Genomic DNA, 17,650 nt, shown 5'->3' on the forward strand with positions numbered 1-17,650 from the left:
AGATCGATCGCAGCCTCTGACTCACACTTTATACAATGCGAAGTCCAATTACTCAATCGCAAGTTTATCGATCGCTAAAGAAAGAGGAACTAACTTCAAGAGAAAAATTGCAGCAGCACTTAGAGGCGGCTTGAGAAGAAACGATGGATGTGCAAGTCCTCGCCCGATCCCCATCCCTCAAAGAAAGGGACCGAACCCCTGACACCTAACCTTGCCGAAACAGACGTCTGAAACAGACTAAATTGAGTAGTAGAGCGGAAACGCCTTTGCTTCCTTGGGCTTCACATACACGCGCTGACTGGGAGCAAGGTTTAATTCATCAAATCGTTCTCGCGTCAAGTGAGCCGTGACAACTTGTCCATCATCAAGGGTTAGCTCTGCCTGAATCTCCCAACCCAGATGAATAATGCGGCTGACTCGTGCAGGCGTAGAAGTGCCGTTTGGATTCACGTCGATCAAAACATCTTGAGGACGTAAAAAGACTTCGGGATGAGGAGAGTCAAAGCCGTTCGCTGCAAAAATGCGGGAGGTGCTGGGCAGCACGTTGACCGGACCAATAAAGCTCATGACAAATGCAGAAGCCGGATGGTCGTAGATTTGGGCAGGCGTACCAACCTGCTCAACTTTGCCCTCGTTCATCACCACAATTTCATCAGAAACTTCCATCGCTTCTTCCTGATCGTGGGTTACAAAAACTGTTGTGACGTGAACTTCATCGTGCAGACGGCGCAGCCATACCCGCAGATCCTTTCGCACCCGTGCATCCAGTGCGCCAAACGGCTCATCTAGCAGCAGAACTTTTGGTTCAACCGCTAGTGCCCGTGCCAGAGCGACCCGCTGCCGCTGCCCCCCGGAAAGCTGACTGGGATACCGATCGCCCAATCCGCTCAACTGCACTAGATCAAGCAATTCTTCAACGCGATGCTTAATCTTCGCCTTAGGATACTTTTGAATCTCCAATCCGAAGGCGATATTCTTGCGGACGGTCATATGCTTAAACAGGGCATAGTGCTGGAACACAAAGCCAATATTGCGCTCCTGCACCGTTTGGTAAGTGGCATCCCGACCTGTGAGAAAAACTCGCCCGGAGTCGGGCATTTCCAAACCTGCGATCAACCGGAGCAGCGTTGACTTCCCGGAACCCGAAGGACCTAGCAGAGCAACCAGCGAGCCAGTTTTGATTTCCAGACTCACTTCCGTGACTGCCTGAAAGTCACCGAATCCTTTGGATACCTTTTCAACAACAATTCCCACGACAACTGACCTCTGTTATGAAATTGGGGGAGAGCAATCCAGAAACAATCCAGCAAACAAACAATCCAGCAAAATAATTAAGCAATCAATGCCTGTCCGACGATCGCACTGCTTTTGATTCGAACCGACCAGCACCAGGCTCGACCCATTCAGCCCGCTCAGATTCAGGACAATGCACCACAATGAAATGCACCACAGTGAACTGTTATTTAACTGTTATTTATTATATTAATTCCCACTTTATCGCTGTACTTACTGTAGTTTTTATAGCACGTCTGACTGACCATACTGCGATTTTTCTGAAATGCTTGCGTGGCTAAAGCCGATCGCCTCTTAAGGACACCCTCAGGACACCCTGAGGCACCTTCGAACGATGACTGTCTACAGCTGTTTCCCCATCGTGAAGTCATATGTAAAGTTCTGTAAAGGGTAAAAGACTGTTTATCATAAGGTAAAAGCACCCTCCTGCCTGAATCAATGCTTAGCCGGATTAAAGATATCGCCGATCGCCTTGCTCCTCGCTTGATTGAAATTCGTCGGCATCTGCATAGCCATCCAGAGCTAAGCGGTCAGGAGTATCAGACAGCAGCTTATGCGGCAGGAGTTCTGTCTTCCTGCGGGCTGCACGTTCAGGAACTGGTCGGCAAAACGGGCGTTGTGGGTCACTTAAGCGGAGATGGAACCGATTCTCGTTTGCTGGGAATTCGGGCAGATATGGATGCCCTGCCGATTCAGGAGCGAACCGGACTGGAATTTGCTTCCCATCAACCCGGAATTATGCACGCCTGCGGTCATGATGTCCATACCACGGTGGGACTGGGCACGGCGATGATTTTGTCCCAGCTTGGGCAACTGCTTCCCGGCACGATTCGCTTTTTGTTTCAGCCTGCCGAAGAAACTGCTCAAGGCGCAAGCTGGATGATTCGCGATCGCGTGATGGAAGATATTGACGCGATTCTGGCAACTCATGTATTTCCGACGATTCCCGGCGGTTCGATTGGCATTCGCTATGGCGCACTCACGGCGGCAGCAGACGATCTGGAAATTACCATTGTTGGCGAATCTGGACATGGGGCGCGTCCGCACGAGGCGATCGATGCGATTTGGATTGCGTCTCAAGTCATCACGAGCTTACAACAGGCAATCAGCCGTACCCAAAATCCGCTGCGTCCCGTGGTGCTGACGATCGGACAAATTAACGGCGGACGTGCACCCAATGTGATTGCAGATCAGGTACGCTTGCTGGGAACGGTTCGATCGCTTCATCCCGAAACCAGTGCTGCGTTACCAAGCTGGATCGAGGGCATTGTGTCACATGTGTGTCAGACGTACGGAGCAAAATATGAAATAAGCTACCGTCACGGCGTTCCCTCGGTGCAAAACGACCCTTACCTGACCAAAATCGTCGAGGACGCCGCTCAGGAAGCTTGGGGCAGCGATCGAGTGCAGCTTTTAATGGAGCCGTCACTAGGAGCAGAAGATTTCGCGCTCTATCTGAACCACGCGCCTGGCACAATGTTTCGACTGGGAGTTGGCTTTGCCGATCGCACTAATTACCCCCTGCATCACCCGCAGTTTCAGGTCAACGAAGCGGCGATCGTCACTGGGGTTGTCACGATGGCGTATGCGGCTTACAAATATTGGTACGAGTGATGATTTGCGCGGATATTTGGTGCGGAGATTTTTGTGCCAGTAGATTTGTGCCGATATAAATGCCGCGCTAGATAGACGATCGCTCCCAGATGCCCCTGCTAAATTGGTTTGAACTGTTTACCCTTCAGTCACTATGGCTGCATCCCAACCCCTTACCGGAATTGAACTGATTGACTGCGCTAAAGCAAACGCAGAGCAGGGCGTTACGGTGGCTGCTGAGCTTTGCGGCTACGGCCAAAACATTTCTCGCTTTCAACAGTCATTGGAGCAAGCCTGTCGTCAAATCGGCGTAGAAATTTCTTCTTTAAGCGATCTAATCACCGATCAGCAGACGGTTATCCAAACGGGAGGCATTGAAGTTGCTCCTGACACGCCAGACGAGCTGTAATTCGATCGATTTCAGTGGGGATTAGAGTCTGATTAGCGTCTATTCAGGCGAGGGCAGAACGAATCAAGACGAGTCAAGACGAGCCAAGAAGCGGTTAGCAGCTAACCACAGCGATCGAAAGTCTTGTCGCAATTGAGATCGAAGCAGAAATTGCAGCGAGATAAGGGACAATACGGAATACTGCGGTTGCTTCGCAGTTCCCCCAAGGGGTAATCTTCCTGCTCTCTATCCTGATTGGATCGCGCCAAGTGTCATGACTCTAACCAAATCCCGCCGCTTTGGCCTGCGGTTATCCCAGTATCCGCGCCTGTCGATTCAGCTTATGGCGATCGGGCTGGTGATTACGCTGGCGTTTATTTTGGCAGCTTTGTTCGCGCCGCTTTTGCAATCCTGGGGCTGGCTGCAAAACCCACTAGAAGGGCTGACAAATCCGACTCATCAGGCTCCTTCGGCAGCACACTGGTTTGGCACATCGCGGCAGGGCTATGATGTGTTTTCGCGAACGCTGTTTGGCACTCAGGCGGCGTTGCAGGTGGTGGTGCTGGCAACCTTGCTGAGTCTGCTCATTGGTGTGCCATTGGGTATGGTGAGCGGCTATCTGGGCGGCAGGCTCGATCGCACACTGCTATTTTTAATGGATACAATCTACACCCTGCCTGGATTATTGCTCTCGGTGACGCTGGCGTTTGTGGTTGGGCGGGGCGTATGGAATGCGGCGATCGCCCTCAGCATTGCCTATGTGCCGCAATATTACCGAGTGGTGCGAAATCATACGGTTAGCGTCAAAACAGAACTGTTTATTGAAGCAGCCCGATCGATGGGGGCTTCGACCTGGCGGGTGCTGACGCGCTATTTGTTTCTCAACGTGATTCAAAGTGTTCCGGTGCTGTTTACGCTCAATGCGGCAGATGCAGTACTGGTGCTGGGCGGCTTAGGCTTCCTGGGCTTGGGCTTGCCCGAAGATATACCCGAATGGGGGCGTGATTTGCAGCAGGCGTTAGATGCCCTGCCCACCGGAATTTGGTGGACGGCTCTGTTTCCGGGACTGGCGTTGACGCTGCTGGTGGTTGGCTTGTCGCTGCTGGGGGAAGGATTAAACGAACTGATTGACCCACGATCGCGTCAGGAATAGTACTCTTCTATGAACGTATCCACAGACATTTCCACAGCAGATCAGGTGATCGGTATTGACCTGGGCGGCACGGCAATTAAACTCGGTAGATTTGACTGGAAAGGAACTTGTCTTCAGTCGCTTACCGTACCCACTCCTCAGCCTGCCACGCCTGAAGCGGTTTTGCTGGCACTAGTGGAGGCGATCGAGTCTGTCGATCCCAGTCGTGAGGCGATAGCGATCGGCTTGGGCACACCCGGACCCGCAGACGCAGCCGGACGCATTGCACGAGTGGCAATTAATCTAGACGGGTGGCGCGATATTCCTTTAGCCGACTGGCTGGAAGCCAAAACCGATCGTCCCACAATTCTGGCAAACGATGCCAACTGCGCCGGACTGGGAGAATTCTGGCTGGGAGCAGGCAAATTATTTCACAACGTCATCATCCTAACGCTGGGAACGGGCGTGGGTGGCGCAATCATTCTGGACGGTAAGCTGTTTGTGGGTCACGACGGCGCAGCAGGTGAACTGGGGCTAATTACGCTAAACCCCGATGGACCTGAATGCAATAGCGGCAATCGCGGTTCGCTAGAGCAATATACTTCGGTGCGGGCAATTCGTCGCCGAACCGGACTAGAACCAGATGAGCTGGGCGCAAGGGCAGCGGCAGGCGATCGATCGGCGATTCAGTTCTGGCAGGAATACGGGCGCGATTTGGGTGCGGGAATTGCCAGCCTGGTTTATGTTCTCACGCCTCAAGCGGTGATTATTGGGGGTGGGGTGAGTGCCAGCGCAGCATTCTTCTTTCCGACGATCGAGGCAGAGCTGGAACGGCGGGTTTTGCCTTCGTCACGGGCAGGGCTTCGGCTCCTTCCGGCAGAATTGGGCAATCAGGCAGGGATAGTGGGAGCCGCAAAGCTTGCCTGGCAAAAGTACACGGCTAACGCCTGATCAGGGGCGATCGAGTAGGATGACAGTGACGCAGAGGACAGTCATGCAACTGCAACCTTTCACCGCTCACCCTGCACCGGGAACTGCAACCCCTCGCCCATGAATCGATCGCTCACGAACTATCAAATCAAGCTGCTAGCAGCCCTGCTCATGGTGATTGATCACGTCGGCGTGGTCTTTTTCCCGGGCGTGGATATCCTCAGGTTTATCGGTCGATATAGCTTTCCATTATTTTGCTGGCTGCTGGTGCAGGGCGAGGCACACACGCGCAACTTTTGGAAATACTTGCTGCGGCTCCTGGTAATGGCAGTACTGACTCAGCCTTTATACAATCTGGTGCTGCTGAACGGCGCAAACGACCAGTGGAATATTTTGTTTACCCTGGCGATTGGCTTAGTTTGCCTGCGAGTCGCTAGATTAAACCCGTATCTCCAGATTCCCTGCTGGATTGGGGGAGCCGCTCTAGCACACGCAATTCCGGTAGACTACAGCTTTTATGGCATTGGGCTAATCGCCCTGATTCGATACTTTGAGCCAACCGCTCGCTGGTGGACAGCCTGGCTGCTGCTTCATTTTGGGCTGGTGCTGGTTGAGCCAAGTTGGGGAATTGCTCAGGTTCCGGCGATCGCAGCCCCCGTCTTCTTCGTAATGGCAAGCAGTCAGCAGGGTAAACGCGCCCGCTGGTTTTACTGGTTTTATCCGGGGCACATGGTTGCTCTGTATGCCATACAGCAAACGCTGAGCCGCTATTAATCGATCGTGTTCAGGTTGCGGTGCTGGTCGAATTTCCATTGACTAACACTTCCCCACGCAGCATTCGCTGAGCCGCATCGAGCAGAACTTCTTCGAGATAGGGCTTGGTAAAGTAGCCTTTTGCACCAAGCTGAATTGCCATTTGCTTATGGCGATCGGCTCCTCTAGAAGTCAGCATTGCGATCGGCAGTTCGCACAAATGAGGGTCTTTCTGAAGCCGCGAGAGCAGTTCTAGTCCGTCCATGCGGGGCATTTCGATGTCGCAGAACACTAAACTACAGGGCAACCCAGCTCGCAGTTTTTCCCAGGCTTCCTGACCGTCACGGGCTTGCTCAACGCGATAGCCTACTTTGTTAAAGGTCATCGACAGCAGTTCGCGGACAGTAATCGAGTCATCCACAATCAAAACGGTTGGCTCAGCCTTAGTGCTTTCCTCGACGATCGGCCCTCGCTCTCGCTCCCAGAGGGTCGTGCCTGCTTCACGGCGGATACGTCCCTGCCAGAGGTCGATTAACTCCAGAACATCGGCGATCGGCATAATCCGTCCATCTCCCAGCACTGTCGCTCCGGCAACCCCGATCGGTTTGGGCACTGGACCTTCGAGCTGCTTGATTACAATTTCCTGTTCGCCCAGCACTTGATCCACCTGGAGCGCGAGCAATGTTCCGGCACTACGCAGCACAACGATCGAAACCATATCGTCTTCCTGATTTCCACCGTAAACGCTGCCTCGTCCTAGAATGCGGTTATAGCGCAGCAAATCTGAAAGCGGCTGTAACGGCAGCACCATATCGCGCCAGGGGACGTAGGAAGCTCCCTGATCGTCGGTCTGAAGACGATCTTTAGGAACGTCAAACATATCTTCAATGCCATCCATCGGGAAGGCGATCCGGGCACGATTGCTAATGCAGCACAAAGCTTTTGAGATGCTGAGCGTCAGCGGCAGACGAATCGTAAACGTCGTGCCTTTGCCGATCGCCGAGTCGATCGTGATTGAACCGCGAATCTCACTCAGGTTGTTTCGCACCACATCCAACCCCACGCCTCGCCCACGCAGATCATCGGCTTGATCGACGGTACTAAAGCCATGCTGAAACAACAGGTCGTAGATTTCCAGGCGAGATAAGTCTCTCGCTTCTGCTGGCGTAATCAGTCCTCGTTCCAGAGCTTTTGCCTTCACCCCTTCAGGATTGATGCCCGCTCCGTCATCGCTGACTGAAATAATCGTCTGGTTTCCCTGGTGGAATGCCCGAACCATAATACGCCCAGTGGGTGATTTTCCGGCAGCGATTCGTTCTTCCGGGGTTTCGATGCCATGGGCGATCGCATTATTAACCAGATGCGTCATCGGATCGCTGAGCTGTTCAACGATCATTTTATCAATCAGCGTTTCGCGCCCTTCGATCACTAGCTCTGCCTGCTTGCCATATTTCAACGAATTATCCCGCACTCCCCGCGGCAGCCGATCAACAGTCTGAGCAAAGGGAACCATTCGCGATCGCGTCAGCCCTTCCTGAAGTTGAGTGGTAATCTGGCGGAAATTGCGCGTCACCTGGTCGCTTTCCTCAACCACAAAGTCAATATCCGAAGAAGCTTCCCGCACCCGGACAATGAGTTCAATCATTTCCTGCGACAGCGTATGGAAAGGCGAAAACTGGTCGATCTCCAGCGCATCAAAATTAACCCCGATCGCATGACTAGTTTGCGAAGGAGCCGACCCTGTTCCAGTTGCAGAATAGCCGCGACGACTGCTGAGCAATGACCGTTCTAGCAGCGATCGTTCATACAAATCGCGCATCCGCTGTCCGACATCGCTGAGCTGCTGTACCTGATACAGCAAATTGTCGAGAAACTGCCGCAATCGCTCCTGTGCCTGCTCCAGTCCATTGCGGTTGACCACCATTTCCCCAACGAGGTTATTAAGGTTGTCGAGGTGCTTTACCGAAACACGCATCGTTTGCTCTTTCAGCACATTGCGGCGGTTCGGTCGGCGGTTCGCAGTGCTGGCTGTCTTTCGCACCAGAGAAGACCCGACCCCCAACACCTGATCCACGTTCTCAATTAACGCTTCGAGATCGCCAAACTCATCTTCAGCAGGCAATCGAGCGATCGGCAGGTTGGAAATGGGCACATCCACTTCAGGCGGAGCAGTGAACGACTTATCCTCAAGCAAAGCCTCCAGATCGGCAAATTCGTCTGCGTTTTGTGCACCGGAATCCTCTAAGCGAGAAATCGGGGCAGTCATCGGAGCAGCCATCGGACTATCGTCAAGGTCTTGATCGAGCAGGGCTTCTAAATCAGCAAACTCATCCTCAACGAGGCGATCTGAAACTGAAAGGTCTGAAATATCACTGAGAACGTCGCCAGGATTGCTTTCATTGCCGTCAACCGCTAAGGGTTCGACTTCGATCGCGGCTTCTGCCCAAGCCCAGTCGGAGGGCGGCATTTCCTCTGCTGCCAGCAGTGCTTCTAGATCATCAAAATTTTCTTCGATATTTTCTTCGATCGCATTCCCATCAGCTTCTACCAGGGTGCTGTCGAAGAGGTTAGGCAAAGAAGCCGAATCAATCTCCTGGTGAAATTGCGGCTGCTCATCTGGCTGCTCGTCTAGCGTTTCAACCAATCGCTCTATTTCTGTCGGGCTAAGATCAAATTCTGAGTCTTCCTGCTCCAGGCTAAACATCTCAGGCAGCTCAGCAGATCCTTCAGAGAAGACTTCAGAAGAGGTCAAATCACCCGCTACGAGTGCCGCCAAATCTTCGCCTTCTAGCTCTTCGTTTTCTAGTTCTTCGCCTTCTAGCTCTTCGTTTTCTATCAGTTCAGCCAAATCTAGCCCAGCCAAATTCAGTTCCGCCAAGCCAGACGAATCGTCTGGATCCAACCAAAGATCGGTGGAGACTTCCGCATCAAAAGGTGGATCTTCAGACTGAAGCAGCTCCTCAGGCTGGATAGAAGGCGGCGTATTTTCCCAAAATAAATCTGCAAAGCCGTCGGGGGCTGCCCGATCTACTGCATTCGGCTCTGTACGATCGAAGGCAAAATTTTCAGCAAAGCTGGGTTCTGAATCGCCTTCATCAGGCACTTCTAGGAGTTCTTCCTGCCCAAACAGGTTGTCGAAATCTGCGGTCATTCGATCGCCGTCATTCTCTTCATCAGGGAGTTCTAGAGCAGGTTCGATCGAATCATCAGACGACTCGAGCCCAAACAATTCAAAAAATTCAGGTTCCGCTGCCTGGTTTTCTGCACCATCCGACAAGGGCGAAAAGGCATCGAGCGAGAAGGCATCTAACAGAGTGCCAGCAGATTCCCCAACGCGATCGAAGTCGCTAAAAACAGAGGTTAAAAATGCCTCTTCCGTATCGGTTTGCAATGGCGTTGGCTGCGCCTCAAAGCCGCGATCGAGGCTGTCTTCCGAAAGGGACTCTAGTTCGGCAAAACCAGAAATCACCGATCCAGTTTCCGTTTCCTGCTCTAAATTAGCAAACAGTTCGGTTTCCAAACTGGGTAAAGCTGTTTCAGTGAAATTTTCAGTTGAATTCGTCAAGTTGAATGGTTCTGCTGCTTCTAACAGGGCAGACAGGTCATCATCGCCCTCATCCAGGGTTAACGCCTCATTCTCTTCGGGTTCAAGCTCGTCCAGTTCAAGCTCGTCCGGTTCAAACTTGTTCTGTGCCCGCGATTGATACGAATCAGTGAGTCCGTTTGCCTCATCCCCCAGCTCAAGCACCGTATCCATTTCGCTCAGCGGCGAATCAAATGATTCATCAAAAGCGTCTGTCCAATCCACCTCATTGGGAAGCGGTGCGCTAAAATCTGCATCAAACAAATCTGCTAGTGAAGTTAGCTCAGCAGCTCCAACTTCTGGTCCCGATCGCCCCAACACCCCATCAGGCTGATCGACCTCAAACAAACTGAAGTCTGCTTGCTCCTGAGCCGAGTGAACAGCAGCGTCAGACACCGAATTGCTGGAGAACAGTTCATTCAGGAGGTCTTCACGGTTCGCCTGGAAGTCAGCGGCATCGTCTTGTCCTGCTACGCCTGCCCCTGCTAGGGAAACGGGCACTTCCACATCCAGCTCAGATAAAACAGTGTCAGTCAGGACGGCAACCTCCTCATCTGAGTCAAACCAGGCTGAGAAGTCTGCCTCCAGCTCTTCCTCGCTGTCCCACTTGGTTTCGGGCGGCAGCAGATCTAGTAAGTTCTGACTCGGCGAAATTTCGATCGATCGTCCTGCAAGAACGAGTTCCTGTGCCTGCTTGACTTCTTTAATCACAACCGGAGCAAGGACACGGTAGGTATTTTCAAGACAGGCGATCGATCGTTTGACTTCTTGGAGCAGGTCACACCAGTCGGGCAGATCAAGCTGCTCTCCAGGTTGACCCAGAGCCTCACAAATGCCCTGAAGCTGCTCTCGCGTTTGGGGACTATCGGGCTGCTTGAAGAGTTGCAGCATTTGACGCAGCAGAGCCGGAACATCACTCTGGAAAATGAGCTGAATTGCGCTTTCTTCCTGGGCGGCTAGGGCAGAGCGCAACTCTGAATGAACCGCAGGCTGAGGAATGGGTAATGGCTCTGGTGCAGCTAGTGACACAGGTGCATCCAGCTCCACGTCTTCTGGCAGCGTTGCCCCTGTCTGGCTCACAATCAGGCTGAGGCTCTGGCTCAGTTCGGCAAACACTGGCTCAACTGCCGCCATTAACTCAGCCGATTTGTCCTCGGTTAAACCAAATGGACCCTGAAGCTGTTCGATCAGTGCAGCCAGGGTATCAAACACTCGCAGAAAAAGCGTTTCGAGCTTCTGAGTCGTTTTAACACCGGGACATTCTTTCAAAACTTTGAAATAGTCCTCTAGGCGATGCGCCGCATGCTGAATGCCTGCCAGGCCGAGCATTGCTGCTCCCCCTTTCACCGAGTGAGCCGCCCGAAAGACTTCATGCACCATTTCCGAGTCTTCGATCGTCGCTTGCAGGTTAATCAAGCCCTGCTCGATCGTATTGAGGTGGTCTTTTGCCTCCTCAATGAAATAACCCATGATGCGCTGTTGTTGTTCCGGCAGCATAGCCTTTTCCTAGTAAGGGGAAAACGATGAACGGTAAGTAAGGGGGTTTAGGCGTTGGGCTGGCGCAGTTAGACCTTTTCTACGCGGAATCGTTCCACCGAAGCTAATAGGTCGCGGGCAACACCCACCAGATTTTGCAGTGATCCAGAGACGCGCTGTGCTTCCTGAGAAGTTTCCTGAGCCGTCAGTTCTACTGATTGCATGACCTGAGCAACGGCACGAGAAGTCTCGGTTTGCTCTACCGTATCTGCTGTAATCGATCGCACTAGCACATCGATCCGGTTTGACACTTGAATAATGTCTTCCAGCGATCGTTTTGCTTGCTCTGCCAGTCGTGTGCCTTCGATAACCTGCTGCGTACCTTCTTCCATAGCAGTCATCACCGAGCTGGTTTCGCTTTGAATTTGCAGCACGATTTGCTCGATTTCCTTTGAGGCTTTTGCGGCTCGATCAGCAAGCTGACGCACTTCATCAGCGACGATCGCAAATCCCCGTCCTGCTTCTCCGGCTCTCGCGGCTTCGATACTGGCGTTGAGAGCTAGCAAGTTTGTCCGAGAGGCAATTTGAGAGATCAAAGCGACGATTTTGGAGATTTCCTGCGAAGATTCTGCTAGTCGCTTCACTTTGCGGGTAGTCTCTGCCACTGTTTCGCGAATTTCCAGAATGCCGGATACGGTACGCTCCACTGCTTCGCCACCTTTCAAGGCAGTAGAAGATGCCGATCGCGCCACTTCCTCGGCTTCACGGGCACTTTCTGCCACCCGCTGAATCGAGTCGGTCATCACCTGCACCGAATTGAGCGTCACTGCCAGTTCTTCTGCCTGTCTCAATGCATCGGAAGAAAGCGATCGGGCAAAGATTTCATTCTCAGTCGAACTCTTCGTCACTTGACGAGCGGCAGTTTTCACCTGCTGCACAATTTCGCGCAGGTTTTGAATGGTCAGGTTAAAGGAATCTGCCACGGCTCCCAGCACATCTGCCGTGACCTCAGCCTGCACCGTCAAGTCTCCTCTGGCAGCTCCTTCCACATCGTCCAGCAGGCGAATCACCTGACGCTGCAAGTCTTCCTTTGCCTGCTCTTGCTCTTCTGCTTTACGCTGTGCCTCGCTGGTCGTGGTTAGAATAACCCGCGCCATCTGGTTAAAGCTAGTGGCAAGCTGACCAAATTCGTCCTCCGAGTAAACCGTTGCTTTTGCGCTCAGGTTGCCATCCGTGACCGCATCAAATTGCGCTTGCAAATCGGAAACGCTGCGCTTCATCTGACGAGTTAAAACCCCGCTTAACGCTGACGCAACCCCAAACCCAGCAATTCCTGCAGTCGCGCTCATTGCCAAGCCTGCTGTCGCCAGGTAGGGTACCACCGCAGGGCGATTCGATTGGGGAATGGTCGAGGCGGTGATAAAATTCACGGCAGCCACCGCTAGCATCGAGACAACTCCCGTGGTGCCTGCCACGATCCACTTTTTCTTATCTAGTGCGGCATTTTCGAGCGGAGCGGTGATGCCTTGCTCGACGGTGACATCGGCTTCTAGCGACCGATTGTCTGCCGGAGTGAACGCAGGCATGGCTTCTGCAGTTCCCGACAGGGGAAACATATCGTCATCCCGGAGCACAGATTGATCACCGCTATCGGCAAAATCGAAACCAACGCTGCTGGTGGTTGGAGTCGCAGCAGTGCCAGAAGTCATGCTGATCGAGGGACTCGTGAAGTCAACCGAGTTATCAGACAAATCAAAATCCGGCAGACTACCCAGGTCATCAAATTCGTCAAATTCATCAAGGAAATCAATGCTGCTGCGTCCGTTGACCGAAGCCGAGTAAGAGGACGAACTGCTTGCCGCAAAATCCGGGTCGTTGAATTCGTCATCCAGGGCAAAGTCTGCTCCGGGCGAATGAGTGTCCGAAAACGCTGCACCAGACACAAACGTTTGTTCTTCTAAATTGTCTTCAGCTAATGCAAATTCAGGAACTCCATAGGTTGCATCAATGTCTGCCGAACCTTGCTGAGGGGAAGGAAAGACGCTGCTGTCGCCCATAAACAGCGTTTCATCTTCAAAGGGTCGCTGAGGGTAGCCAGGCGTATTAGAATCAGCCGCCGGAAGGGGATCGATCGGGGAATTGCTGTCTTCAAAATCACTCAGGTCAAATGCCGCTTCATCGAACTCGTGGAGCGAAGCAGCCGACGCAGGCGGAGCAAAGGGATTCGCGGCAGAATTACTCTCGAACGGGTTATCAGAGTCTGCGAAAAAATCGTCTTCGCTCTCAGAGGCAGCCAGAAAAGGATTGGGGTCGGCAGCAAATGCATTATCAAACGAGGAATCCAATGACGGATCCGTCACGAAGTCCTGATGGAAAGTCTGGGCGGCCTGATTTGCGCCTTCCACGCCTTCGGTGCTATCGAGGTTTAGATCGGCAAAGTCAAAATCATCAAAGCTATTTGCTTCAGGGGTTGATTGCCAGGTGTGAGGGGCAGTCTCTTCTAAGACATAATCGCCCACTTCCTCACTCTGGAAAGGTGAGGCAGCCATATCAATCGTGCTGACAAACTCGTGATCGATATCGGTAAAGGCAGGATCATCAAAGGCAGGATCATCTGTAAAACTACGATCCGAAAACTCTAGCGGGTCTGGAGAGCCAGCCACTCCTGCCCCCTTGCCAGAAGACGGCTCCGGCGGTCCGGCAAACTGCTCGGCATAGGCTAAGCCGTTGTGCGCGTAGTTGACATACTCCTCATCGCTGGTGAGTTGGAGGACGGATTCATACTGCTCTCTTGCAACTTCGTATTGCTGTAAGCCGTAACAGTAGATGTGCCCTCGCAGCAAGCGGACGTTTGGATCGCCAGGATAATCTGCCACGAGCCGATCGATAATCGATGCAGCTTCCTCATAGCTGCCCAGCATATAGGCGCGTTCAGCTTGTTTATATTTCTCTGAGTGCGTGCTTGCTGCCATGTGCCTTTTCTCCTACCCGTTCAAAACCGATTTGTCGCCGATTATGCCGCTCATTATGCTGCCCATCGTGCCGATCGTAAAATTGCAACTTGATCGAGCAATCTCAAGTTGTGCTGCGAAGCGGTTCTCCCTGGTGGGGAATCGGCTTCTCCTGCCATCGCCCACTCTCCCCGCAAAAAAGGAGCCATGCTGTCAGGCAGATTGCTAGGCATTTGAATCTCGTCGATGTCGAGCCAGTCCATTCCAATAATGCGATCGACTGCCAGTCCCAACATGGCGTCTTGATCTTCAATGGCAATGACCGAGATCTCGGTTCGATCGGTGCTGAGCGAAGTCGAATCGCCCAAAAATTGCCCCAGGTCTGCAACCCAGATAACGCGACCCCGGACATTTAGTGTTCCTAATAGTAAAGGAGAAACGTTAGGGATGGGCGTAATTCGATCGGGCGCCGCAGCAATGACTTCCCGGATTCCCGTTGCGGGTAAAGCAAATTCTGCGCCAGAGGCAACAAAAAACCGCAAATGCAGCTCACCCTCAGGACTATCTAGCTCCTGGAGCTCGGGAGCCTGATCCTGCCCTCTGCCTGTCAAGAAATCCGGATTTCCGATCATGCACTTGACCTATTACCCTGTGGAAATTGCTGAATGACCTTCATTCTTAACCTACCCCGCTCTCAGATTTCTATATCATGCTGTTCAAGATTTCCTGGCTTTTGCAGCACATCTAACAAGCCCGCGATCGCGCAATTTACTCTGTATTCTTCTGTTAAAGCAGTTTCCCGCAAGAGAGAATTTTCTGAGATTTCAACCATCGGGGTTGCCCGTTGCCGCATTGGGAAAAGTGCTTTGTATCGCGTCTTTTACTACGTTTAGGGTTGTGGCTTACTCATCCACTCACTCATCTGCTTACTGGATTACTCGACCCATTCGCTCACTAAAGTTTTCATCGATCGATCACTGATTCCGGATCAGTCTTAGTTCCAGCAAGCTAGCCCCGCAAAAGCTGCCTTACCGTACCCACTAGCTCGGTCGGCTGAAATGGCTTAGCAATATAGGCATCGGCTCCCTGCTTCATTCCCCAATAGCGGTCGAACTCTTCTCCTTTTGACGAACACATCACAACAGGTACATTCTGCGTCTTGGGATCTGCCTTTAAACGACGGCAGACTTCATAGCCGTTCATCTTGGGCATCACAATGTCTAAAACGATAAGGTCAGGGCAAAGTCCCTGAATCTTCTCAAGTGCCTCTAAACCGTCGCTGGCAACCGTAACATCCAGCCCGCTTTTCCGCAGCAGGTCGCTAATCATCTCCCGTTGGGATACGCTGTCTTCAACTACCAAAATTTTACTCATATTGCTTCTGACTGACCCTCAACGGTAATGGCAAAGACAAATATCTAAATGAAAAATATCTAAAAGTTTAAATCGCTAGACGCATGATTTCTCATCCTACTGATTTTTCAACCTTCCTCTATTCATTTCATTAAATCTAAAATCTAAAACCTACGCTTCTAACGCATTCATTACAATCATTTACTGCTGCATTGATTCACTGCTGCCCTGTTTGCCCCGTCTTCATCCGTCGGATTCAATGAGCTTTCATGTTCAACTGAACTTGAGGGATTTGACGTGATTTAGATGAGGCGATTGAGGTGAGACGAGCTACGAGGACGATCGGCTTCCAGAGCAGCTTGCAAATCTTGTGCTAGCAGCGTATCGGGCTTGAGACGATTCGGGTTACCCGCACCCGCATATTTTTCGACCAGCATCAGCAGTTCCCCTTCGCCAAAGGGCTTGGTCAGGTAATCTGTTGCACCCACGATTCTTGCCCGGACGCGATCGATAAATCCCTCTTTGCCAGTCAGCATGACGATCGGCGTTTCGCGAAAAGCAGACGCACTCCGCAGCATGGCACAAATTTCGTAGCCATCTAGCTCAGGCATGGCAATATCACACAGGATCAGGTCAGGCTTAAGGTAAAACAGCAGGCTCAGTGCCTTTAGCGGATTGCCGATCGAGCTGGCTTCATAACCGTAGCGATTGAGAATCTCCTCAACAGTTTTTCGGACGGTCACTCCGTCGTCGATGCAAACAATGCGGGGAACTTTGTCCAAGGACCCTTGAAGAAGGGAGGGGTTTTGAGGCAGCGTATTTGGGGTGCTCCTCCCTTTAAGGGACTGCGGAGCAAACGGGCTGGTCAGATGCACAAGCCCTTGCTGCACATAGGGATAGATTGCCCTTGCGACAGTCACAATATCTCGGCTCAGATAACGTGCCATTTGCCGCAGCGAGGTTTTGCCATCTACCCAGCGTTCTAACAAATCGAAAGAAGCCCCGGTTAGCATTTTTCGCAGTGCGACCGGGTCTACAATCACTGGATAGTAATCAGGAGACGAAAGATGCGGATAAAACTGTTTCCACTCCTGAACCTGCTTCATCATCTGAGCAATCAAGGGCGCGATTTCCAGAGCGGTGAGCTGTGGGGCAAGGGCAGGACTCATCTCAAACACAAAAGACCCCTGGTGCAGGCTGAGCAGATCAAACAGCGTTTCATGCACCATGCCCTGAATAATGCTGCGAGCTTGGGCTGGCGTGACGGCGTGATTTTCAAGCAGCATCCATAGGTAACCGTATTCGGGCGCGTTCAGGGTCGCGATCGTCGATTCGGGAAATAAATCCAGCGTGGGCTGCCGATATCGCCGTAGATAGTCGTGCAGCCGGGTGAGGTCACCGCCGCTGTCTCCGGCGTAAACAATCTTGCCGTTGACGAAGAAAACAAGCCAGGATAACGGCTGAGAGGTTTTTAGCCCTGGTGTCCCATAAGGTTCGACCAGCAGTTCACCCGTCCGTTGCCCCAGCTCCACAAGCTGAAGAATGCTCCGAATATCAATCTCGCTTAACTTTCCCTGCATTCAGCCTTGGCCGTCTCCTGTTCCATTTCTGGATCGACTTTTTGTATCGCTTTTGTATCGAGTTTTGACCGCCTGGAGGATGCGGTAAGGCTGTCTTGCGTATGCCTGCCCCTGACGCATCCTCGTTCATCTTCCTGCATCTGCTCTCCTGCGTCTACGATCGCTTGATTTCCCTTGATTGAGTCCGATCGCCCACAGCTATCATGGCTTCTTCTTGCAATAAAGCAGTTTCTCTTCAGCCGGGTCGGGCGGGGATAAGGAACTGCAGGTTGACTTCATCTCTATTGCCCCGCTGTTTTATTCGCAGTTCGCCTGATTGAAGATTTGCGGTTTAATTTTGCAAAATCAAATTTGCCTATCACTTCGCCGATACCTAAACATTAGGTTTCCCTCAGTTCCAGCCAAAACCATCAGCTTGCTGCTGCCAAGGGAAAAGAGAGGAATTTCTTTATATAACCGGGGTTATAAAAGGGCAGGGTAAATTTAGTTCAGTTTGTTGTAGTCCTAATGTTCCGGGGCATTCTAGATTTTATAGTTTAACCAGCAGAGTTTAACCAGCCGTAGATGAGCTTTTTGAACAGGTTAGGGATGCGACTGAGGAAAGCGATAATGCTACAG

Annotated in this window: 12 protein-coding genes; 5 read left to right on the top strand and 7 right to left on the bottom strand. The window is 52.0% G+C overall.

The genetic code is table 11. The annotated features are described in order from the left end of the window. Positions 1 to 237: 237 nt before the first annotated feature. Positions 238 to 1,254: a TOBE-like domain-containing protein gene (locus tag NDA02_RS03415; protein ID WP_348247184.1), complete on the bottom strand. Its 1,017-nt coding sequence runs from the start codon at positions 1,252 to 1,254 to the stop codon at positions 238 to 240. A gap of 477 nt (positions 1,255 to 1,731) precedes the next feature. Here NDA02_RS03415 and NDA02_RS03420 point away from each other — a divergent pair, with 477 nt between their 5' ends. From NDA02_RS03420 to NDA02_RS03440, 5 genes are all read left to right on the top strand, one after another. After that, the gene (locus tag NDA02_RS03420) at positions 1,732 to 2,907 is read left to right on the top strand and encodes a M20 family metallopeptidase (protein WP_190790674.1); all 1,176 of its coding nucleotides are present in this window, start codon (positions 1,732 to 1,734) and stop codon (positions 2,905 to 2,907) included. Between the two features lie 133 nt (positions 2,908 to 3,040). Then, on the top strand, positions 3,041 to 3,295 hold the full coding sequence (locus tag NDA02_RS03425) for a hypothetical protein (protein WP_190790673.1): 255 nt from the start codon (positions 3,041 to 3,043) through the stop codon (positions 3,293 to 3,295). A gap of 253 nt (positions 3,296 to 3,548) precedes the next feature. Further along, a complete protein-coding gene (locus NDA02_RS03430; RefSeq protein WP_190790672.1) occupies positions 3,549 to 4,427 on the top strand; it encodes an ABC transporter permease in 879 nt (292 codons plus the stop codon). 9 nt (positions 4,428 to 4,436) lie between these two features. After that, positions 4,437 to 5,357, top strand: a complete 921-nt coding sequence (locus tag NDA02_RS03435) for an ROK family protein (protein ID WP_190790671.1) — start codon at positions 4,437 to 4,439, stop codon at positions 5,355 to 5,357. Between the two features lie 99 nt (positions 5,358 to 5,456). Next, the gene (locus NDA02_RS03440; protein WP_190790670.1) at positions 5,457 to 6,110 is read left to right on the top strand and encodes a TraX family protein; all 654 of its coding nucleotides are present in this window, start codon (positions 5,457 to 5,459) and stop codon (positions 6,108 to 6,110) included. 10 nt (positions 6,111 to 6,120) lie between these two features. Here the strand turns inward: NDA02_RS03440 and NDA02_RS03445 are convergent, their stop codons facing one another. The 6 genes from NDA02_RS03445 to NDA02_RS03470 form a co-directional block, all read right to left on the bottom strand. Continuing rightward, on the bottom strand, positions 6,121 to 11,169 hold the full coding sequence (locus NDA02_RS03445) for a response regulator (protein WP_190790669.1): 5,049 nt from the start codon (positions 11,167 to 11,169) through the stop codon (positions 6,121 to 6,123). Positions 11,170 to 11,237: 68 nt separating this feature from the next. Further along, positions 11,238 to 14,120, bottom strand: a complete 2,883-nt coding sequence (locus tag NDA02_RS03450) for a methyl-accepting chemotaxis protein (RefSeq protein ID WP_190790668.1) — start codon at positions 14,118 to 14,120, stop codon at positions 11,238 to 11,240. 53 nt (positions 14,121 to 14,173) lie between these two features. Further along, positions 14,174 to 14,731 (bottom strand): chemotaxis protein CheW, encoded by a 558-nt coding sequence (locus NDA02_RS03455; protein ID WP_190790667.1) that lies wholly within the window; start codon positions 14,729 to 14,731, stop codon positions 14,174 to 14,176. A gap of 62 nt (positions 14,732 to 14,793) precedes the next feature. After that, positions 14,794 to 14,931 carry a hypothetical protein gene (locus NDA02_RS03460; RefSeq protein WP_190790666.1) on the bottom strand — a complete coding sequence of 46 codons (138 nt, stop codon included), beginning with the start codon at positions 14,929 to 14,931 and terminating at the stop codon, positions 14,794 to 14,796. A gap of 176 nt (positions 14,932 to 15,107) precedes the next feature. Further along, positions 15,108 to 15,473, bottom strand: coding sequence for a response regulator (locus tag NDA02_RS03465; RefSeq protein WP_190790665.1), 366 nt, complete (start codon positions 15,471 to 15,473; stop codon positions 15,108 to 15,110). A gap of 281 nt (positions 15,474 to 15,754) precedes the next feature. Next, entirely contained in the window at positions 15,755 to 17,032 is a 1,278-nt protein-coding gene (locus NDA02_RS03470; protein ID WP_190790664.1) for a response regulator, read from the bottom strand. Positions 17,033 to 17,650 lie beyond the last annotated feature (618 nt).

The sequence above is a fragment of the Leptolyngbya sp. ST-U4 genome (genome assembly GCF_039962215.1).
GTDB lineage: Bacteria > Cyanobacteriota > Cyanobacteriia > Elainellales > Elainellaceae > Leptolyngbya_A.